Raw genomic sequence first — 18223 nt, forward strand, 5'->3', positions numbered from 1 at the left:
CGTCAGGTCTGGGCCACGATCAGTGGCGGTAAGTGGAAATGGATTTCATTTCTACTGCGCTGATGGTCGGAGCCTCCGCATGTCCCTCACCGTTTCCCCCGAGCTGCTCGCCCAGGCCGAGGCCGGGGAGGTGGCCGAAGCCGACTTCGTCGCCACCGTCCGCGACTCGCTGCCCTTCGCTTACCAGATGGTCGAGCGACTCACCGGTGAACTGGCCTCCGGCGGGGCGCCGTTCGCGGACAACCACGAGGAGCCGCCGTCGGACGCCGAGCGTGGGCAGCTGCTGCGCGCGATGGCGAGCGACTCGATCCGAGGCAGCCTGGAGCGGCACTTCGGGGTGCGGCTGGCGTTCATGAACTGCCACCGGGTGGCGGTCTTCCCGGTCGGGGCGGAGCAGGGGGCGGCGTACCAGTCGTTCGTCTCGATGCGCGCGCAGCTGCTCAACCAGACGCCCGAGCTGCGCAGTTGCTGAACCGGCGAGCGGCCGCATGACCGGGGCCCGGCCCGAGCGAAGGGTGACTCGCTCGGGCCGGGCCCCATTGTGTCGCGTGCCTGCTTATGCCGCGCGGGCGGCGGTGACGGCAGTGGCCAAGGCCTCCTTGATCCGGGGGCCGAGGCGGGCGAAGCCCAGCTCCTTCATGGCGGCGCGGAGCAGCTCGTCGTCGGTGCGCTCGACGTAGTCGCTGTCGATCCAGCGGACCAGCGCCAGGAGTTCGTCGGCGGAGTAGGCGGTGATCGGGCGGCCGGGGGTGAGCTCGGGCCGCTTCGGGCGCCGCGAGCGCTTGGCGGCGGGGTCGACCTCCTCGGCGGCGGGCTCCTCGGCAGCGGGCTCCTCAACGGCCGGCTCGACGGCGGCGGGCTCCTCCGTGGCGAGGGGCTCGTCGGCAGGGGCGGGGAGCTCCTCCACCGGGGCAGGGGCCTCGACGGCGGGCTCGGCCTCAAGCTCGGGCTCGGGCAGCGTCACAGCCTCAGGCTCGGACTCGACGACCAGCTCGGGCTCGGGCTCCGGCGCGACCTCTCGCTCGACGGCCGGCTCGGCGACAACGTCGGCCGCCGACTCGACATCTGCCTCGGTCTCGGCCTCAACCAGCGGCTCGGGCTCGACAATGGCCTCGACCGGCTGAGAGGCCTCAATCTCGGGCTCCACCTCGGAGTCAGCGTCAGCGTCCGGCTCGACCACGGCTTCGGGCTCGACCTCGGGCTCGACCACGACCTCAGCCTCGGGCTCAGCGGTCACCGACTCGATCTCGGGCTCCGCCACGGACTGCGCGGGCAGTACCGCCTCGACGACCTCGACCTCGGCCACCTCGGCCACCGGCTCTGCCACGGACTGCGCCGGCAACTCGATCTCCGGCTCGGACTCGACCTCGGGCTCGGCGACGTCCGCGACCAGCGCCGCAGCCTCCACCGTCCCCTCGTCCTCGCCCTCGTCCTCGGCCGTAGCCTCGGCCACGTCCTCGCCCTCCGAACGGAGGTACGCCGCCAGGGCCGCCGCGCGGTCCGCGCGGTCCTCCGTCAGCTCGGCGAGCAGTTCGGTCAGGCCACCGTCCTCCAGCGCGGTGCGCAGGGTGCGCAGCTCCGGGAGGCGGAAGAGGGTGCCCTCGTCGGCGGCCAGGGCGTCCACCAGGTCGCCCAGCTCGGCGAACGAAAGCTCGGTCAGCTCACGGTCCGCCAGCAGCCGTCCGAGGCCGCGCAGGGCGCCGACCAGGGTGTCGGCGGCCAGCCCGGTGCTCTCCAGCAGCTCGGCGTCGACCGGGCGGGCGGTGGTGCCCGGCGCAGCGGAAAGCGCTTGCCACTCGCTGTGCTCGGCGGCGGCCGCGACCAGCGCCAGGTGCAGCGCGTCGCGACGCGGGCGGTCCGCGACGGCCAGGCGCTTGGCCTCGGCGCGCAGCTTGCGGCGTCGGCCCCAGGAGATCCGCAGGCCCCGCTCCTTGCGCCAGCTGCCGTTGGCGGTGGCCGCCGCGAGCGCGTCCAGGTCCGCCTCGTAGGCGCCGGAGCGCAGCGTCGTGGCGGTCTCCCGGACCCGGCGGAGCAGCGCCAGCAGGGTCAGGACCTCGGCGAGCGTGGCCGGCGCGCGCAGCGCGGCCTCGCCGGCCAGCAGCGCGGCGGCCTCGCGCAGCACGCTCAGGTCGCAACCGCGCACCTCGGCGAGGACGGTGGACGCGGCCCGGGCCTCTTCGGGCCCGGTCACGGTGTCGGCGGCGGCGTACCAGGCATGGGTGTCGGCGGCCAGCGTGAAACCGCCCAGGTCGGCGTAACGGAGCAGGCCGTCACGGAGGTCCGGCGCGAGGTCCGAGGTGCGCTCCGGTGTCCGGTCGTCGGCAGGACCGGCCGAGCGGTCCTGCGGCGGTACATCGGCGTTCTGCACGGGAAGTACTGTCATTGAGAACCGTCCGGTTCGAGTGCGGGGCAGGCTGTCGGGGAAGGTTGAGGGGGAAGAGCTGCGGCGGGTGGAACGTACGAACGGCGGCCGGGGCGGGTGGAACAGCTCCCGCGCACCGACGTCCGTGCTGGTAGGCCAGGATACGGGTGGCCGTTCGAGGCTTGCACGCACCCGGCCCACCGAGCGCGCCTGTGGCGCGCCCCGCCCCCCCGGTGTGATCAGCTGACACTCCGTCAGATGTGGTCCGACCTGGGTGTCAGCAGCCGGGTGCCCGGCGGCAGCGCGCCCGCCGTTCCGGCCTGGGCGAGGTGGTCGAGGAGCACCTGGTGCAGCGCGGCGGCGGCGCGGCTGAGCGGCAGTTCGGCGCCGCGGGCGAGGGCGATCACCCGGCCGATCCCCGGGGCCGCGAACGGGGTGACGGCCAGTCCGCTGCGGGCGGCCACCATGCCCGGCAGCACCGCGGGCCCCAGGCCTGCCCGGACGAAACCGAGCACGGCGTCCATCTCGCCGCCCTCCACCGAGAATTCGGGCTCGAACCCGGCCGCCCGGCAGGCCGCCAGGGTGGCTTCGCGCAGGTCATAGCCCTCACGGAACATCACCAGGGGCTGCCCGCGCAGGTCCTCGATCCGGGCCTGGCGACGCCTGGGGGCGGTCGCCGAGACGAGCACCAGGTCCTCGTAGAGCAGTTCGGTGACCGCGAGGCCGGGCGCCGGTCCGGCCTGCGGTGTGATGATCAGCGCGAGGTCGAGTTCACCGGCCGCCAAGGTACGGACCAGGTCGCGCGAGCCGTCCTCGCGGACCATCAGTTCGACCTCCGGGTACCGGACCCGGTACGCCCGCAGCACGTCGGGGACCAGGCTGGTGCAGAGGCTCGGCGGGGCACCGAGCCGGACCCGGCCGCGGCGCAGCTGCACCGTCTCTTGCACCGCGAGCCGGGCGCTCTCGGCGTCCGCCAGGATCCGGCGGGCCAGCGGCAACAGCGCGGCGCCCGCGTCGGTGAGGGCGATCCGGCCGCGGGCACGGTGGAACAGTTCGGCTCCCAACTCCCGCTCCAGCGAGCGGATCTGCTGGGAGAGCGAGGGCTGCGCGACATGCGTCTGCTCGGCGGCGCGGGTGAAGTTCCGCAGTTCGGCGACGGCGACGAAGTAGCGGAGCTGCTGGAGCTGCATACCGGCCAGCATAGGCGTTCACTATCGTCACGAGCCGGAAGCTGTCTTGGACGGATCACCGGTCGGCTCCCTACCGTGCTGAACATGGCAGTGACAACGGGAGCACGGCCGCGCCGTGAAGCAGCGCGGGCCCGGTCCACCCTGGCGATCCTGTGGGGTTCGACCGTCGGCAAGAAGGCCGCGATGGCGGTCAGCGGTCTGGTGATGCTGGGCTATCTGGTCCTTCACATGATCGGCAATCTGAAGATCTTCTTCGGCGCGAGCGAGCTCAACGGTTACGCGGCCTGGCTGCGCACCATCGGCCAGCCCTTCCTCGGCCACGCGTGGTTCCTCTGGATCGCCCGGGTCGCGCTGGTGGCCGCCGTCGTGGTGCACGGCGTGGCCGCCTACCAGCTGAGCCGCCGCGACCTGGCCGCCCGGCCGACCGGCTATCAGCACAGCGGGGCCCGGCGCACCCGGGCCCGGCAGAGCTACGCGACCCGGACCATGCGCTGGGGCGGGGTGATCCTGGCGCTCTTCATCGTCTGGCACATCCTCGACCTGACCACGCTGACCGTGAACCCGGTGGCCGACCCGGGGCACCCCTACCAGAACATCGTGGGCGCCTTCCGCACCTGGTACGACGGCGGGATCTACTGCGTGGCGATGCTCGCGCTCGGGCTGCACGTGCGGCACGGGTTCTGGAGCGCCGCGCAGACGCTGGGGGCCAACAGCCCGGGCCGGGACCGGGCGCTGAAGCTCACCGCGAACCTGCTGGCACTGGTGCTGACGGCCGGCTTCCTCTCCGTTCCGATCGCCGTGATGACGGGAATCGTGCGATGACCTCCAACCCGACCACCGACAGCTCGACCACCGACAGCTCGACCGCCGACAACCCGGCTGCCGACAACCCGACCGCCGCCTGCGCCGACTACACCGTGGGCGAGCCGATCGCCGACGCCAAGGCGCCCGCCGGGCCGATCGCCGAGCGCTGGGACCGGCGCCGGTTCGAGGCGAAGCTGGTCAACCCGGCCAACCGGCGCCAGAAGACCGTGATCGTGGTGGGCACCGGCCTGGCGGGCGGCGCGGCCGGCGCCACGCTGGCCGAGCAGGGCTACCACGTGGTCCAGTTCTGCTTCCAGGACTCCCCCAGGCGGGCTCACTCGATCGCCGCTCAGGGCGGCATCAACGCCGCCAAGAACTACCGCAACGACGGCGACTCGATCCGCCGGCTCTTCTACGACACCGTCAAGGGCGGCGACTTCCGAGCCAGGGAGTCCAACGTGCACCGGTTGGCGCAGGTCTCGGTGGAGATCATCGACCAGTGCGTGGCCCAGGGCGTGCCGTTCGCCCGGGAGTACGGCGGGCTGCTGGACACCCGCTCGTTCGGCGGCGTCCAGGTCTCCCGCACCTTCTACGCCCGCGGCCAGACCGGACAGCAGTTGCTGCTCGGCGCCTACCAGTCGCTGTCGCGGCAGATCGCGGCCGGGAGCGTGGAGATGCACGCCCGCACCGAGATGCTCGACCTGCTGGTGGTCGACGGGCGGGCCCGCGGCATCGTGGCCCGCGACCTGGTGACCGGCGAGGTCAGCGCTTACCTGGCGGACGCGGTGGTGCTGGCCACCGGCGGCTACGGCAACGTCTTCCATCTGTCCACCAACGCCAAGAACTCCAACGCCACCGCGATCTGGCGCGCGCACCGGCGCGGCGCCTACTTCGCCAACCCGTGCTTCACCCAGATCCACCCGACCTGCATCCCGCGCTCGGGCGACCACCAGTCCAAGCTGACCCTGATGAGCGAGTCGCTGCGCAACGACGGACGGATCTGGGTGCCGAGGACGGCTGGCGACACCCGCTCGCCGGAGCTGATCCCCGAGCACGAGCGGGACTACTACCTGGAGCGGATCTACCCCGCCTTCGGGAACCTGGTGCCGCGCGACATCGCCTCCCGGGCCGCCAAGAACGTCTGCGACGAGGGACGCGGGGTCGGTCCCGGCGGACAGGGGGTCTACCTGGACTTCGCCGACGCGATCGCCCGGCTGGGGCGGGCGGCCGTCGAGGCCAAGTACGGCAACCTGTTCGAGATGTACCAGCGGATCACCGCCGAGGACCCCTACCAGGTGCCGATGCGGATCTACCCGGCGATCCACTACACGATGGGCGGGCTCTGGGTCGACTACGACCTGCAGACCACCGTGCCGGGCCTGTTCGCGATCGGCGAGGCCAACTTCTCCGACCACGGCGCCAATCGGCTCGGCGCCAGCGCGCTGATGCAGGGCCTGGCGGACGGCTACTTCGTGCTGCCGGCCACCCTGGCCGACTATCTGGCCCAGGTGCCGAGCGCGCCGGTGCCCGGCGACCACCCCGAACTCACCACCGTGCTGGCCGAGGTGTCGGACCGGCTGAAGCGGCTGCTGGCCGTGGACGGCGACCGGACGCCCGAGTCGTTCCACCGCGAGCTGGGCGAACTGCTCTGGGACGAGTGCGGGATGGCCAGGGACGAGGCGGGCCTGCGTCGGGCGCTGGCCCGGATCCCCGAGCTGCGCGAGGAGTTCTGGCGGCGGCTGGCCGTCCCGGGCGGCGGCGAGGAGCTCAACCAGACCTTGGAGAAGGCCAATCGCCTGGTCGACTACTTCGAGCTGGCCGAGCTGATGTGCCTGGACGCGCTGCACCGCACCGAGTCCTGCGGCGGTCACTTCCGCACCGAGAGCCAGACCCCGGGCGGCGAAGCCGCCCGCAAGGACGAGGAGTTCGGCTACGTCGCCGCCTGGGAGTTCACCGGCGGCGCTCCCGTCCTGCACCGCGAAGAGCTGACCTTCACCGAGGTCCACCCCACCCAGCGGAGTTACGCATGAACCTCACCCTGCGGATCTGGCGGCAGAGCGGCCCTGACGCGCCAGGCGAACTGACGACCTATCAGGTCAGCGGCATCAGCCCGGAGATGTCCTTCCTGGAGATGCTGGACACGCTCAACGAGGAACTGATCCTGCGCGGCGAGGTCCCGGTGGCCTTCGACCACGACTGCCGAGAGGGCATCTGCGGCGCCTGCGGCATGGTGATCAACGGCCAGGCACACGGCCCCGAGCGGACCACCACCTGCCAGTTGCACATGCGGCACTTCCAGGACGGCGAGGTGATCGACGTCGAGCCGTGGCGCTCGGCGGCCTTCCCGGTCGTCAAGGACCTGGTGGTGGACCGCTCGGCGTTCGACCGGATCATCGGCTCGGGCGGCTACATCACCGCGCCCACCGGCAGCGCTCCCGATGCGCACGCCACCCCGGTCCCCAAGGAGGCCGCCGACCTGGCCTTCGAGCACGCCGAGTGCATCGGCTGCGGCGCCTGCGTGGCGGCCTGCCCGAACGGCTCGGCGATGCTCTTCACCGCCGCCAAGGTGGTGCATCTCAACGTGCTGCCGCAAGGCGCCCCGGAGCGGCGCGGCCGGGTGCGGGCGATGGTGGGCGCGATGGACGCCGAGGGCTTCGGCGGCTGCACCAACACCGGCGAGTGCGCCAGCGCCTGCCCCAAGGGGATCGGGCTGAACGCGATCGGCACGCTGAACCGGGAGTTCCTGCGGGGCGGGCGGTGACGGGCGGGCGGTGACGGACCGCCCGTGAGCTGCGGACAGTGCAGTACCGACGGTCGGGCGGGCCGATCGGTTGCGGCCGGGGCGGCATTTCAGGGGCGGGTCATCCCTGAGGAGGAGAACCCTCCCCGCCGCCCCTCCGGCCGGAGATCGGACAACCGTTCGCCGGAGCGACGGATGGCGCACTTGTGGCCACCAGGATGGAGCGGAGCCGACCGAGCCCCGGCCGCCCCGCACCGTCCCCCGGAGAGCACCGCCATGACCCTCACCCTCGCCCCCGCCAGAGCCGCCGCCGAAGCCAGAGAGCTGAGCAAGGTCTACGGCTCCGGCGAGACCAGGGTGGTGGCGCTGGACCGGGTCAGCGTGACCTTCCGGCCCGGCGAGTTCACGGCGATCATGGGTCCCTCCGGCTCGGGCAAGTCGACCCTGATGCACTGCATGGCAGGCCTGGACTACGCCAGCTCCGGTTCGGCCCGGCTCGGCGACACCGAGCTGGTGGGCCTCTCCGACCGGCAGCTGACCCGCTTGCGGCGTGACCGGCTCGGCTTCGTCTTCCAGGCGTTCAACCTGCTGCCGATGCTCACCGCGCTGGAGAACATCACCCTGCCGATGGACATCGCCGGGCGCCGGATCGACCAGGCCTGGCTGGAGCGGGTGGTGGCGACGGTGGGCCTGTCCGACCGGCTCTCGCACCGCCCGGCCCAGCTCTCCGGCGGCCAGCAGCAGCGGGTGGCCTGCGCCCGCGCACTGGCCGGACGGCCGGCGATCGTCTTCGCCGACGAACCGACCGGCAACCTCGACTCCCGGGCCGGCGCGGAGATCCTCGGGTTCCTGCAGAACTCGGTGCGCGAACTCGGCCAGACCGTGGTGATGGTGACCCACGACCCGGTGGCGGCGAGCTACGCGGACCGGGTGATCTTCCTGGCCGACGGCCGGATCGTGGACGAGCTGTCGCTACCGACCCCCGGCACCGTGCTGGACCGGATGCGCCGCTTCGACGGCGCCACCCGCAGCCGCTGACCGCTGGGGCCTGTCCGGCCTGTCCCGCAGGAAGCCGAGAACACCGAGGGAAGCTCCATGTACCGCACCGCCCTGCGCAACGTCCTGGCCCACAAGGCCCGCCTGCTCATGACCACCCTCGCCGTGCTGCTCGGCACCGCCTTCGTGGCCGGCACCCTGGTCTTCACCGACACCCTCGGCAGCGCCCTGAAATCGCAGAACGCCAAGAGCTTCACCGGCGTCACGGTCTCGGTCAGCGACGACGGCGCGGTCAGCAACGGCTACAGCCGCGGCGCCCGCAGGAGCGACGCGGGCCACCTGACCGAGCAGACCAGGCAGGCGATCGCGGCCCTGCCCGGTACCGCCGAGGCCCGTGGCGTGGTCAGCGGCTTCGCCGGGATCGCGGACCGCAAGGGCGCGTTGATCGGCGACGGCTTCTCCACCACCGGCACCAACTACGTGCCGGGCGCCGACGGCCAGGACGCCCGCTATCCGCTCGCGGGGGGCCACGGGCCCACCAGCGCAGGCGAGTTGGCGCTGGACACCGAGACCGCACGGAAGGGCGGCTACCAGGTCGGCGACACCGTCCGGGTGGCCGTCAACGGCCCGGTGATGCAGCTGAAGCTGACCGGCCTGCTGCACGTCGACGACCCGCGGGTGACGGCGGGCGGCTCGCTGGCCGCCTTCGACACCGCGACCGCGCAGCGGCTCTATCTGACGCCCAGTCAGTTCAACGAGATCGACGTGCACGCCAAGCCCGGCACCGACGCCTCGGCGCTGCTCGGCCAGGTCCGCCGACTCCTGCCGGGCAACGGCGACTTCACCGCTCAGACCGGTCAGGAGCTGGCCGCCGAACAGGATCGGCAGATCAGCGCGGCCACCAAGGGGTTGAGCGCCTCGCTGCTGGTCTTCGCCGGAATCTCGCTCTTCGTCGGCGTCTTCATCATCGCCAACACCTTCAGCATGCTGGTCGCCCAACGCACCAAGGAACTGGCCCTGTTGCGGGCGATCGGCGCCAGCCGTCGGCAGGTCGGCCGCTCGGTGCTGATCGAGGCGCTGCTGGTCGGCCTGCTGGCCTCGGCGGCCGGACTGCTGGCCGGCACCGGCATCGCCGCCGGGCTGCGCTGGGTGCTGAACGGCCCTGGGCAGGCCAACCTGCCCGACGGCCCGCTGATCGTCAGTGCCAGCACCGTGCTGACCGCACTCGCGGTGGGCGTGCTGGTCACCCTGCTGGCCGCCTGGCTGCCGGCCCGGCGGGCCGGGCGGATCGCCCCGGTGGCCGCGATGAGCAACGGCGACCAACCGGCGACACCGAAGAGCCTGCTGGTCCGCAACACCATCGGTGCGGTGATCGGCGCGGCCGGCGCCGCACTTCTGGTGCTGGGTGCGAGCAACCGGAGCACCAACACCGTCGGGCTGGGTGCGGGCGCGCTGCTGATCGGCGTCTTCGTCCTCACCCCGCTGCTCTCCCGCCCGCTGATCGCGCTGCTCGCCCCCGCGCTGCAGCGGATCTACGGCAGCCCCGCCAAGCTGGCCCGGGAGAACGCGCTGCGCAACCCGCGCCGCACCGCCGCCACCGCCTCCGCGCTGACCATCGGGGTCACCCTGATCACCGCGCTGACCGTGGTCGGCGCCTCGGTCAACCGGGCCGTCGACCAGGCGGACGGCACCGACCTGAAAGCCGACTACACCGTCGCCATGCAGAACTTCGCGCAGCTCTCGGACCAGGTCGGCCCGCAGATCGCGGCGACTTCCGGGGTGAGCGCGAGCAGCGTGGTACGCCAGGTGCCGGTCGAGGTCGGCGACGACACCCGCTGGATCACCGGCGTCGACCCGAACAGCATCGGCGAGTTGGCCGCGTTGCGGACGACGGCGGGATCGCCGGACGCCCTGACGCACGGTCAACTGCTCGTCGACCAGGGCTATGTGAAGGCCAACGGCACGGCGGTGGGTGACGTGCTGACGGTGGTCTACCCGGACGGCAGCGCCGGGCGGCTGACCATCGGCGGGATCGTGGCCGACAACACCGTGGTGGACGGGCTGCTGGCCCCCGACCAGTTGATCGCCCCGCACAGCGCCGGCCAGGGTCCGGACAAGGTGCTGGTCAAGGGCGTGCACGGGGCCGACCCGGCGCTGAAGCAGGCCTTGCAGAACGCCACCGGCGGCAACCCGCTGATCGCGGTCAAGGACCAGGCCGATCTGAAGAAGGAGCACCGGCAGATGCTCAGCGCGGCCCTGAACATCATGTACGGGCTGCTCGGGATGTCCGTGGTGATCGCGGTGCTGGGCGTGGTCAACACCATGGCCATGTCGGTCTTCGAACGCCGCCGGGAGATCGGCATGTTGCGCGCCGTCGGCCTGGACCGGCGCGGGGTGCGGCGGATGGTGCGGCTGGAGTCGCTGCTGATCGCACTGCTCGGCGGGGTGCTCGGGGTGGGGCTCGGGATCCTCACGGCGTGGGCCGGCAACGGCACCATCGCGGGCAGCTTCAAGCACCTCGGCACGGTGGTGCCGCCGCTACCGGTGCTCGGCTTCATCGCGGCGGCGGCGCTGGTCGGTCTGCTCGCGGCCGTCTGGCCGGCCCGCCGGGCGGCCCGGCTGGACGTGCTGGAGGCCATCCGGACCGGCTGACGGGCCACCGCCGGGCGCGGGGGGGGCGCCACCGGAGCGGCTGGAAAACAGGTGCCCCGGGGCATCCGATGCTCCGGGGCACCTGGTGCCGACCCGGTGCTGACAATGGTTCGCCTACTGTGCCAAGCTGCACACCGATCGGGCCGTCACCGGAATGCGGGCGGACCCGTGCGGGGGGAGCGACACGATGAGAGTACGGAGCGGTCCAGGCCGACCCGACCTGGCCTGGTGGTCCGAGCGGCCCGGCGCCGACGCGGCGTCAGGCCCGGCGAATGCGCGCCGGGCCCCGGCCGCCGGTGCGGCGGCCGGACTCGCCTTCGCCGCGCTGGAACTGCGGCCGGGCGCCAGCCTGTTCAGCCGTTGGACCGACCCCCGGGGAACGACACCATGACGGCACCGGACGCGCCCGGCCCTGGCGAGCGCACCGGGCGACCGGTGCGGCCCGGTTCGGACGAAGCCGCGCACACCGCCACCCTGCGCCGGGTACTGGCCGTCGGAGCGGTGGCGGGCCTGGCCTTCGCGGCCCTGGAGCTGCGCCCGGCCGGTGGCCTGCTCACCGGCGGTGGCGCACCGCTCAACGACGAGTTCGGACTGGTACTCCTGCTGGCACTCGGCTGGCTGGTACTGCTGGAACGGACCCTGCGGTACTACCGGACCCAGGTTCGCCACCTCGTCGACCTGCCACCACGCGCCTACCGCCTGCGCGAGGCGGCCATGCGGCTGATCCCGCTGGCGGCGATCGGACTGCCGCTGGTGCTGCTGTTCCTCTACCCCACCGCCAAGCATCTCCCGCTGCCGCCGCTGCCGGCCCTGGAGGACTCGCGGTCGCCACGACCGCTGCCCACCTTCCAGCCGCCGCCTCCTACCCGGGCCGGCGGGCACGGCCTGCTGGGCGCCCTGGCCCTGGGCATCACGATCCTCGCGGTACTCGCCGTGCTGACCTGCGCCGTGCTGGTCTGGCGCCGGCTGCGCCGGCTGCCGAAGCCGCCGGCCGGCCACCGCGTTCGGCGGACGCGCACCGACGAGCGGGAGTTGGCCGACGCCGTCGCCTCGGCCCGCCGGGCCCTGCTGCAGGGCGAGGACCCGCGCGCCGCCGTGATCGCCTGCTACGCCGCGATGGAGGACTCGCTGACCGACTCCGGCATCGAACGGCTGATCGCCGACAGCCCCACCGACCTGCTGGACCGCGCGGTCACCTCGGGCACCCTGCGCGGCACGGACGCCGGCGCCCTGACCGCGCTCTTCCACGAGGCCCGGTTCTCCCGGCACCCGATGGACCAGACCCACCTGAGCCGAGCCCGCGCCGCACTGGACGCGATCGCCGAACAGCTCGGCGAGCAGGCGGCGCGAGCCCAACCCCAGGACACTGCCCAGCGCCAGGACGTGTCGACGGAGGTGAGCCCCTGATGGCCGACGAGCGCGCCATCGCCCGGACCGCTGCCCGGACCACTGCCGGCGCCACCGGTGAGGCCATCGGCGGCAAGGCGGCCGGAACCAAGCTCGGCTCGACCCGGCACACCCTCGTCGTGCTCGGCCAACTGGTGCCGATCGCCCTGCTGCTGGCGGGCCTGGTGGGCGGCCTCCCCGGGCTGGGTGCGGTCGCCGTCCTGCTCGGCGGCGCCGCGCTGCTGACCGCCCGCTACGTGGCGGGCGCCGGCAGCGAGGACAGCACGTACCGGCGCCGGCTGCGGCTGATGGGCACCCAGGACCCCAACCTGACCGACTGGCGCTGGACCGTGCGCAACGGGCTGGACGTGAAGGACTTCCCGCACCCGCTGCGCGGACGCCTGCGCCGGCTGTACGCCGCCAAACTCGCCGAGCGGCACAGCGTCTCGCTCCTCGCCGAGCCCGAACGGGCCGCCGCCCTGGTCGGCCCCGAGGCCTGGGAGTTCATCGACCCCGGGCATCCGAGGGCCGAAGACGTCCTGTCACCTGCGGAGTTGAGCATGCTGATCGACCGGCTCGAAGCGCTCTGACCCCCGCGCCACGGAGCCGACCGGGCCCACCACTTCCCCTCACCCACCATCGTGATCCCAACCCATCCCTGTGAGGACCCCTGTGACGACCGAGACCCTGACGCCCCAGCAGGCCGGCCAGCTCGCCCGCGAGGTGCTGGCGGAGATCGAGCGCGCCGTGGTCGGCAAGCCCGAGGCGCTGGAGCTGGTGATGCTCGGCGTGCTGGCCGGCGGCCACATCCTGATCGAGGACCTGCCCGGCCTCGGCAAGACGCTGCTGGCCCGCTCCTTCGCCACCACCCTGGGCCTGGAGTTCCGCCGCATCCAGTTCACCCCCGACCTGCTGCCCTCGGACGTCTCCGGCGCCCCCTTCTACGACCAGCGCAGCGGTGAGATGGTGTTCCGGCCCGGCCCGCTCTTCACCCACCTGCTGCTGGCCGACGAGATCAACCGCACCCCGCCCAAGACCCAGGCGGCGCTGCTCGAGGCGATGGCCGAGTCGCAGGTCTCGATCGACGGCACCACGCACCGGCTGCCCGACCCGTTCGTGGTGATCGCCACGGCGAACCCGATCGAGTACGAGGGCACCTACGCGCTGCCCGAGGCACAGCTGGACCGCTTCCTGCTGCGCGTGCGGATGGGCTACCTGGCGGCCGAGTTGGAGGCCCGGATGCTGCGCGCCCGGGTCGACCGGGCCGAGCCCGAAGCGGTGCTGCGCCCGTTGAGCAACCCGGCGCAGGTGCTCGCGATGCGGGCCGCCCTGGAGCGGGTGGAGGTCTCCGACGACCTGGTGGAGTACATCGTCGCGCTGGTCGGCGCGACCCGCTCGCACCCGCAGATCCAGGTCGGCGCTTCGCCGCGCGGCGGCCTCGCACTGGTCCAACTGGCCCGAGCCCGCGCCGTGTTGGACGGCCGCGACTTCCTGACCCCGGAGGACGTCAAGTCGGTGGCGGTGCCCGCGCTGGCCCACCGGGTGACCCTGAAGCCGGAGTTGTGGGTACGCCAGGTCGACTCGGACGACGTGCTGGCCGCGCTGGTGGCGCAGGTGCCGACCCCGCAGACGGTGCCGGACAAGCCCGCCGACAGCCTCGCGGACGCCGCGGTCGCTCGCTCATGACCAGCCAGACAGGCGAACTGACGGATGATCAGAGAGCGACGGCGTCCGGGTACCGGCTGGGCACCGCGCCGCCCCCACCGCCACCCGGCTGGCGGGCGAGCGAGCGGACGCTACGGCTGCTCACCGTCGCCGCCGTGGCCACCGTCGCCGCGCTGCTCACCGGACACGCCTGGCTGTTCGCCCTGGCGGCCGGCCCCGCCGTGCTGCTGGCAGTGGCCACGCCGGGCCGCACCCGGCCGACCCGGATCGACGCCGAAGCCCAGGTCACCACCCGACGCTGCTTCGAGGGCGAGCAGGTGACCGCTCGGATCAGCGTGCGGCACGACGGCGCGGCCGGACTGCTCGACCCGGCGCCGCTGCTCGGCCCCGGGATCGTGCTGACCGCCGAACGGAGCAGCCTGGACACCGTGACGCTGGAGCTGACCGCGACCCGCTGGGGGCGCTGGTCGATCGGCCACGTCGACCTGGACCTGTACGACACGGGCCACCTGACCCGCCGCACGGTGCGGGTGGAGCTGGGCGAGATCGAGGTCTTCCCGGTGCCCGGCAACGCCCGGTTGACCCCGATCCCGGTCCGGCTGCCGGAGCGGCTCGGCGAGCACACCACCCGGCAGCACGGCGAGGGCGTCGAGGTCAACGGCGTGCGCCCGCACGTCTGGGGCGAGCGCCAGCGGCGGATCCACTGGCCGTCCACCACCCGGCGCGGCAGCATCCAGCTCAACCAGTTCAGCGCCGAGCGGGCCGTGGACACGGTGCTGCTGCTCGACGCGCTGGGCGACTTCCGCGACCCGGCCACCGGCGTCTCCACGCTGGACGAGTCGCTGCGGGCCGCCGCCGGGCTGACCCGCGCCTACCTGCGCACCCACGACCGGATCGGCCTGGTCTCGGTCGGCGGCACCACGCGCTGGCTGCGGGCCGGCACCGGCGAGGCGCACTTCTACCGGATCGTGCAGAGCGTGCTCGACGTGCGCAAGGACCTCGGCTACGGCACCCCCGAACTGAACCGGCTGCCGCCGCCCGCGCTACCGCCGGGCGCGCTGGTCTACGCCTTCACGCCGCTGGCCGACCAGCGGATGCTGGACGTACTGGGCGATCTCGCCGACCGGGGCAATCCGCTGGTCGTGGTGGAGATCCCGACCGGTGACCCGCGGGTCGACGAGGACGACGAGGCGGGCCGGTTCGCGCTGCGCCTGTGGCGAGCCGACCGGGACGCGATGCGCTTCGCGCTGCGCAACCGGGGCGTTCCGGTGGTCGCCCACACGCCCGGCGAGGCGCTGGACCTGGCGCTCGCCCCACTGCTGCGCGGCCGGATCCAGGGGAGGCAACGGTGACATCGACGACATCAGTGGGATCCACCGGGCCGGGTGCCCGGCTGCGTTCCTGGCAACTGCCCTCGCGCTGCCTGGGCCTGGCGCTCGCCGTCGCGGCGGCCGACCCGGTGGCCCGGTCCACGGTCGCCTCGGGCCTGCCGGTCGCGGTGCTCGCCGCCGGGTTCGCCTGGTGGGCCGCGCCGGCGGTGGACCGCACCGAACGCCCCCGGGGCCGGCTGCACCACCAACTGGCTTGGCACCGCAACACCGCGCTGGCCGTGGTCGCCGTGCTGCTCGCCGCCGTCGCCCCGCACCGGCCGTGGCTGACCGTCACGGTCGCCGCGCTGCTGCTCGGCTACCTGCTGCACGTGGACACCTACAGCCCGCTCCACCGGCCGCCGGGACGCGCCGTGGCGGCCGCCGCCTACGCGGCCTCCGCCCTGGTGCTGCTGGCCGCCGCGGCGCCCACCGGCAGTTCGTCGGCGGCGCGACTGCTCGCGGTGCTGGGCGTGGCGGCCGCCGCCGGCGCGGTGGGGCTGACGCTGTACGAGCGGCGGGGCGAGGACGCTCCGGAACAGGACGGCGACTCCTGAGCAGAACGGCGGCTCCTGGACAGACGGTGACGGGGTGGCCACTGCTGCTCAGCGGCCACCCCGTCACCGTGCGCTGACACTCCGTCAGCGGGTCATCAGGCTACTCCCGTTCCGGGAGGTACTGCTCGGCTACTTCGCCAGCCGCCCCAGCAGCGCGGAGGCCGCCGTGATGCCCAGCACCGTGGCGAGTGCCAGCACCCCGAAGTCGAGCGGCAGATGGGCGGGCGTGCCGATCAACAGTCCGCGCAGGGCGTCGACTTGGTAGCTCAGCGGGTTGGCCTTGCTGATCGCCTGCAGCCAGCCCGGCATCAGACCCACCGGGTAGAGGGCGTTGGAGCCGAAGAAGAGCGGCATGGTGATGGCCTGGCCGATTCCCATCAGACGGTCGCGGGTGAGCACGATCCCGGCGATGGTCATCGAGAGGCAGGAGAAGAACGCCGAGCCCAGCAGCACCACCACCGCGACGCCCAGCAGGCGCAGCGGGTTCCAGGTCATCGCGACACCCAGCAGGGCGGCGATGAGGATCACCACGACCGCCTGGATCACCGCCTTCACCCCCGCCGCGAAGGCCTTGCCGGTGACCAGCGCGGCCCGTGGGGTCGGGGTGACCAGGAGCTTGGTGAGCACCCCGGAGTCCCGCTCCCAGATGATCATGATGCCGTAGAAGATCGCGATGAACATCGCGGACTGCGCGATGATCCCCGGCGCCAGGTAGTCGAGGTAGGGGATGTTGCCGGTCGGGATGGACCGCAGCTTGGTGAAGGTCTCACCGAAGATCAGCAGCCAGAGGGCGGGTTGGACGGCCCGGGTGTAGAGCTCGGTGCGGTCGTGCCGCAGCTTCTGCAGCTCGACGGCGCACATCGCCAGCACGCGGGCCGGCACCAGGCGCCAGCCGGTCCTGGCCCGCGGCGGGACCAGCAGAAGCCCGAGGTCGGGACGGCGGACGCCGTCCGCCGCCGGCACCTGCTCAGCCGACGCGGGAAGCGGTGCGGCGGGTACGGCGGACATCGCTGAAGTCTCCTTCCTGGCCATGGCCGAGGTTGCGCCCCGCGAAGTGGCGGAACACGTCGTCCAGAGTGGGGTGCGGCAACTCCGGGTCCTGCTCGCGCACCTGGGCCTTCAGCTCCGCCGGGGTGCCCAGCGCGCGGATCCTGCCGCGGTCCATCAGGCCCACCCGGTGGCAGTACTGGTCGGCCTCGTCCATGTAGTGGGTGGTGACCAGCACGGTCATGCCGGTGGCCGCGCGAACGGCGTCGATGCACTCCCAGACGCTGGTCCGGGCGATCGGGTCCAGGCCGATGGTCGGCTCGTCCAGCACCAGCAGCCGGGGCGCGCTGACCAGCGCCTGCGCCAGCTCCAGGCGCCGCACCATGCCGCCCGAATAGGTACCGACCAGGCGGTCGGCGGCCTCGACCAGGTCGACCGCCGCGATCGCCTGGGCGACCCGGGCGGCCCGCTCGGCGCGCGGCACGTCGAAGACCCGGGCGAACAGCTCGACGTTCTCCCGACCGGTCAGCCCGGCGTCGGCCGAGAGCTGCTGGGGCACGTAGCCGAGCAGCCGGCGGACGTCCATCTTGCGGCGGGCGGTGTCGTTGCCGAACACCCTGACCATGCCCGCCGGGACCGGCAGCAGGGTGGTGATCGCGCGGATCGTCGTGGTCTTGCCGGCACCGTTCGGGCCGAGCAGGCCGAACACCTCGCCGGTGCGCACCTCGAGGTCCACACCGTCGACGGCCTTGGTACGGGCCGCGCCGGCCCGGGGCTTGCCGAAGGAGTACTCCAGCCCCCGGCAGACCACGGCCTCGGCCGCGCCTGCCGCGGCGCCGGTGCCCGCGCTGGTGCCTGTGCCGGTGCCTGCGCCGGTGTCGGTGCCTGCGCCGGTTGCGTCGCGGTCGGCTGCGGCACGGGTGGTCGCGTCGCGGCTGGCTGCGTCATCGTCGGTCATCGGTCATCCCCTCCCCTGTCCTCTTCGTCGCCCTCGGGCCCGATCTCCGCCTCGGGCTCGCCGTCCCGGCCCTGAAGGCCGGCGGCCAGGCGGCGCAGGGCGGGCAGCGCGCCGGAAAGCGCTTCCCGGTCCCCGACGGGAAGGTCGGCGAGCAGTTCACCGACCAGCGCCTTGCGCTTGACCGTCCAGGCATCGAGCCGTTCGGCAGCCTCCGGCGTCACCAGCAGCAGCGCCGCACGACGGTCGGCCGGGTCCACCTCGCGGCACAGCAGGCCCTCCGCGACCAGCTGGTTGACCAGGGTGGACACCGAATTGCCGGCCAGGCACAGCTCCTTGGCAGCCGCCGAGACCCGCATCCCGGGGTTGGCCGCCACCAGGCGCAGCAGCTCCACCTGCGCACCGCGCAGGCGCGGCATGGTGAGCTCCTGGCGCAGGCGGCGGCGCACCAGGCGCGAGATGCCGGCGAGCAGGGTGGAGAACTCGTCGGCGAGCCCTGGGTCCGGGGGCTCGGGGCCCGGGTCGGTTACTGGCATACGATAATTTTATCTCTCATTGAGAG

General features: G+C 73.1%; 17 protein-coding genes. 12 read left to right on the forward strand and 5 right to left on the reverse strand.

Annotation, left to right across the window (positions count from 1 at the left end):
• Positions 1–79 precede the first annotated feature (79 nt).
• Positions 80–472 carry an SCO5389 family protein gene (locus ABH937_RS15775; protein WP_280689990.1) on the forward strand — a complete coding sequence of 131 codons (393 nt, stop codon included), beginning with the start codon at positions 80–82 and terminating at the stop codon, positions 470–472.
• 84 nt (positions 473–556) lie between these two features.
• Here the strand turns inward: ABH937_RS15775 and ABH937_RS15780 are convergent, their stop codons facing one another.
• Positions 557–2368, reverse strand: a complete 1812-nt coding sequence (locus tag ABH937_RS15780) for a hypothetical protein (RefSeq protein ID WP_370218517.1) — start codon at positions 2366–2368, stop codon at positions 557–559.
• Between the two features lie 248 nt (positions 2369–2616).
• Positions 2617–3552: a LysR family transcriptional regulator gene (locus ABH937_RS15785; RefSeq protein WP_280689992.1), complete on the reverse strand. Its 936-nt coding sequence runs from the start codon at positions 3550–3552 to the stop codon at positions 2617–2619.
• A gap of 84 nt (positions 3553–3636) precedes the next feature.
• Between ABH937_RS15785 and ABH937_RS15790 the strand changes: the two genes are divergently transcribed.
• From ABH937_RS15790 to ABH937_RS15840, 11 genes are all read left to right on the forward strand, one after another.
• Positions 3637–4374, forward strand: coding sequence for a succinate dehydrogenase cytochrome b subunit (locus ABH937_RS15790; protein ID WP_280689993.1), 738 nt, complete (start codon positions 3637–3639; stop codon positions 4372–4374).
• On the forward strand, positions 4371–6386 hold the full coding sequence (locus ABH937_RS15795; protein WP_280689994.1) for a fumarate reductase/succinate dehydrogenase flavoprotein subunit: 2016 nt from the start codon (positions 4371–4373) through the stop codon (positions 6384–6386). The genes ABH937_RS15790 and ABH937_RS15795 overlap by 4 nt, the downstream gene beginning before the upstream one ends.
• Entirely contained in the window at positions 6383–7117 is a 735-nt protein-coding gene (locus ABH937_RS15800) for a succinate dehydrogenase/fumarate reductase iron-sulfur subunit (RefSeq protein WP_280689995.1), read from the forward strand. The genes ABH937_RS15795 and ABH937_RS15800 overlap by 4 nt, the downstream gene beginning before the upstream one ends.
• 255 nt (positions 7118–7372) lie before the next feature.
• Positions 7373–8134, forward strand: coding sequence for an ABC transporter ATP-binding protein (locus ABH937_RS15805; protein ID WP_280689996.1), 762 nt, complete (start codon positions 7373–7375; stop codon positions 8132–8134).
• Positions 8135–8191: 57 nt separating this feature from the next.
• Complete coding sequence (locus ABH937_RS15810) at positions 8192–10744, forward strand: ABC transporter permease (protein ID WP_370218519.1); 2553 nt, start codon at positions 8192–8194, stop codon at positions 10742–10744.
• Between the two features lie 187 nt (positions 10745–10931).
• On the forward strand, positions 10932–11135 hold the full coding sequence (locus ABH937_RS15815; RefSeq protein WP_280689998.1) for a hypothetical protein: 204 nt from the start codon (positions 10932–10934) through the stop codon (positions 11133–11135).
• Positions 11132–12151 carry a DUF4129 domain-containing protein gene (locus ABH937_RS15820; protein WP_370218520.1) on the forward strand — a complete coding sequence of 340 codons (1020 nt, stop codon included), beginning with the start codon at positions 11132–11134 and terminating at the stop codon, positions 12149–12151. The genes ABH937_RS15815 and ABH937_RS15820 overlap by 4 nt, the downstream gene beginning before the upstream one ends.
• Positions 12151–12720, forward strand: coding sequence for a hypothetical protein (locus tag ABH937_RS15825; protein WP_370218522.1), 570 nt, complete (start codon positions 12151–12153; stop codon positions 12718–12720). Before ABH937_RS15820 ends, ABH937_RS15825 begins: the two co-directional genes overlap by 1 nt.
• 82 nt (positions 12721–12802) lie before the next feature.
• Positions 12803–13816 (forward strand): AAA family ATPase, encoded by a 1014-nt coding sequence (locus tag ABH937_RS15830; protein WP_370218523.1) that lies wholly within the window; start codon positions 12803–12805, stop codon positions 13814–13816.
• The gene (locus ABH937_RS15835; RefSeq protein WP_370218524.1) at positions 13813–15147 is read left to right on the forward strand and encodes a DUF58 domain-containing protein; all 1335 of its coding nucleotides are present in this window, start codon (positions 13813–13815) and stop codon (positions 15145–15147) included. The genes ABH937_RS15830 and ABH937_RS15835 overlap by 4 nt, the downstream gene beginning before the upstream one ends.
• Positions 15144–15719 (forward strand): hypothetical protein, encoded by a 576-nt coding sequence (locus ABH937_RS15840; protein ID WP_370218525.1) that lies wholly within the window; start codon positions 15144–15146, stop codon positions 15717–15719. The genes ABH937_RS15835 and ABH937_RS15840 overlap by 4 nt, the downstream gene beginning before the upstream one ends.
• Positions 15720–15848: 129 nt before the next feature.
• Here ABH937_RS15840 and ABH937_RS15845 read toward each other — a convergent pair whose 3' ends face one another.
• Genes ABH937_RS15845 through ABH937_RS15855 form a run of 3 tightly spaced genes read right to left on the reverse strand, consistent with a single transcriptional unit; the run spans position 15849 to position 18197 of the window.
• Entirely contained in the window at positions 15849–16727 is an 879-nt protein-coding gene (locus ABH937_RS15845; protein WP_280690004.1) for an ABC transporter permease, read from the reverse strand.
• Entirely contained in the window at positions 16687–17664 is a 978-nt protein-coding gene (locus ABH937_RS15850; RefSeq protein ID WP_370218527.1) for an ABC transporter ATP-binding protein, read from the reverse strand. Before ABH937_RS15850 ends, ABH937_RS15845 begins: the two co-directional genes overlap by 41 nt.
• The gene (locus ABH937_RS15855; protein ID WP_370218528.1) at positions 17661–18197 is read right to left on the reverse strand and encodes a MarR family winged helix-turn-helix transcriptional regulator; all 537 of its coding nucleotides are present in this window, start codon (positions 18195–18197) and stop codon (positions 17661–17663) included. The genes ABH937_RS15850 and ABH937_RS15855 overlap by 4 nt, the downstream gene beginning before the upstream one ends.
• Positions 18198–18223 lie beyond the last annotated feature (26 nt).

The sequence above is a fragment of the Kitasatospora sp. GAS1066B genome, from assembly GCF_041262605.1.
In the GTDB taxonomy this organism is placed as follows: Bacteria; Actinomycetota; Actinomycetes; order Streptomycetales; family Streptomycetaceae; genus Kitasatospora.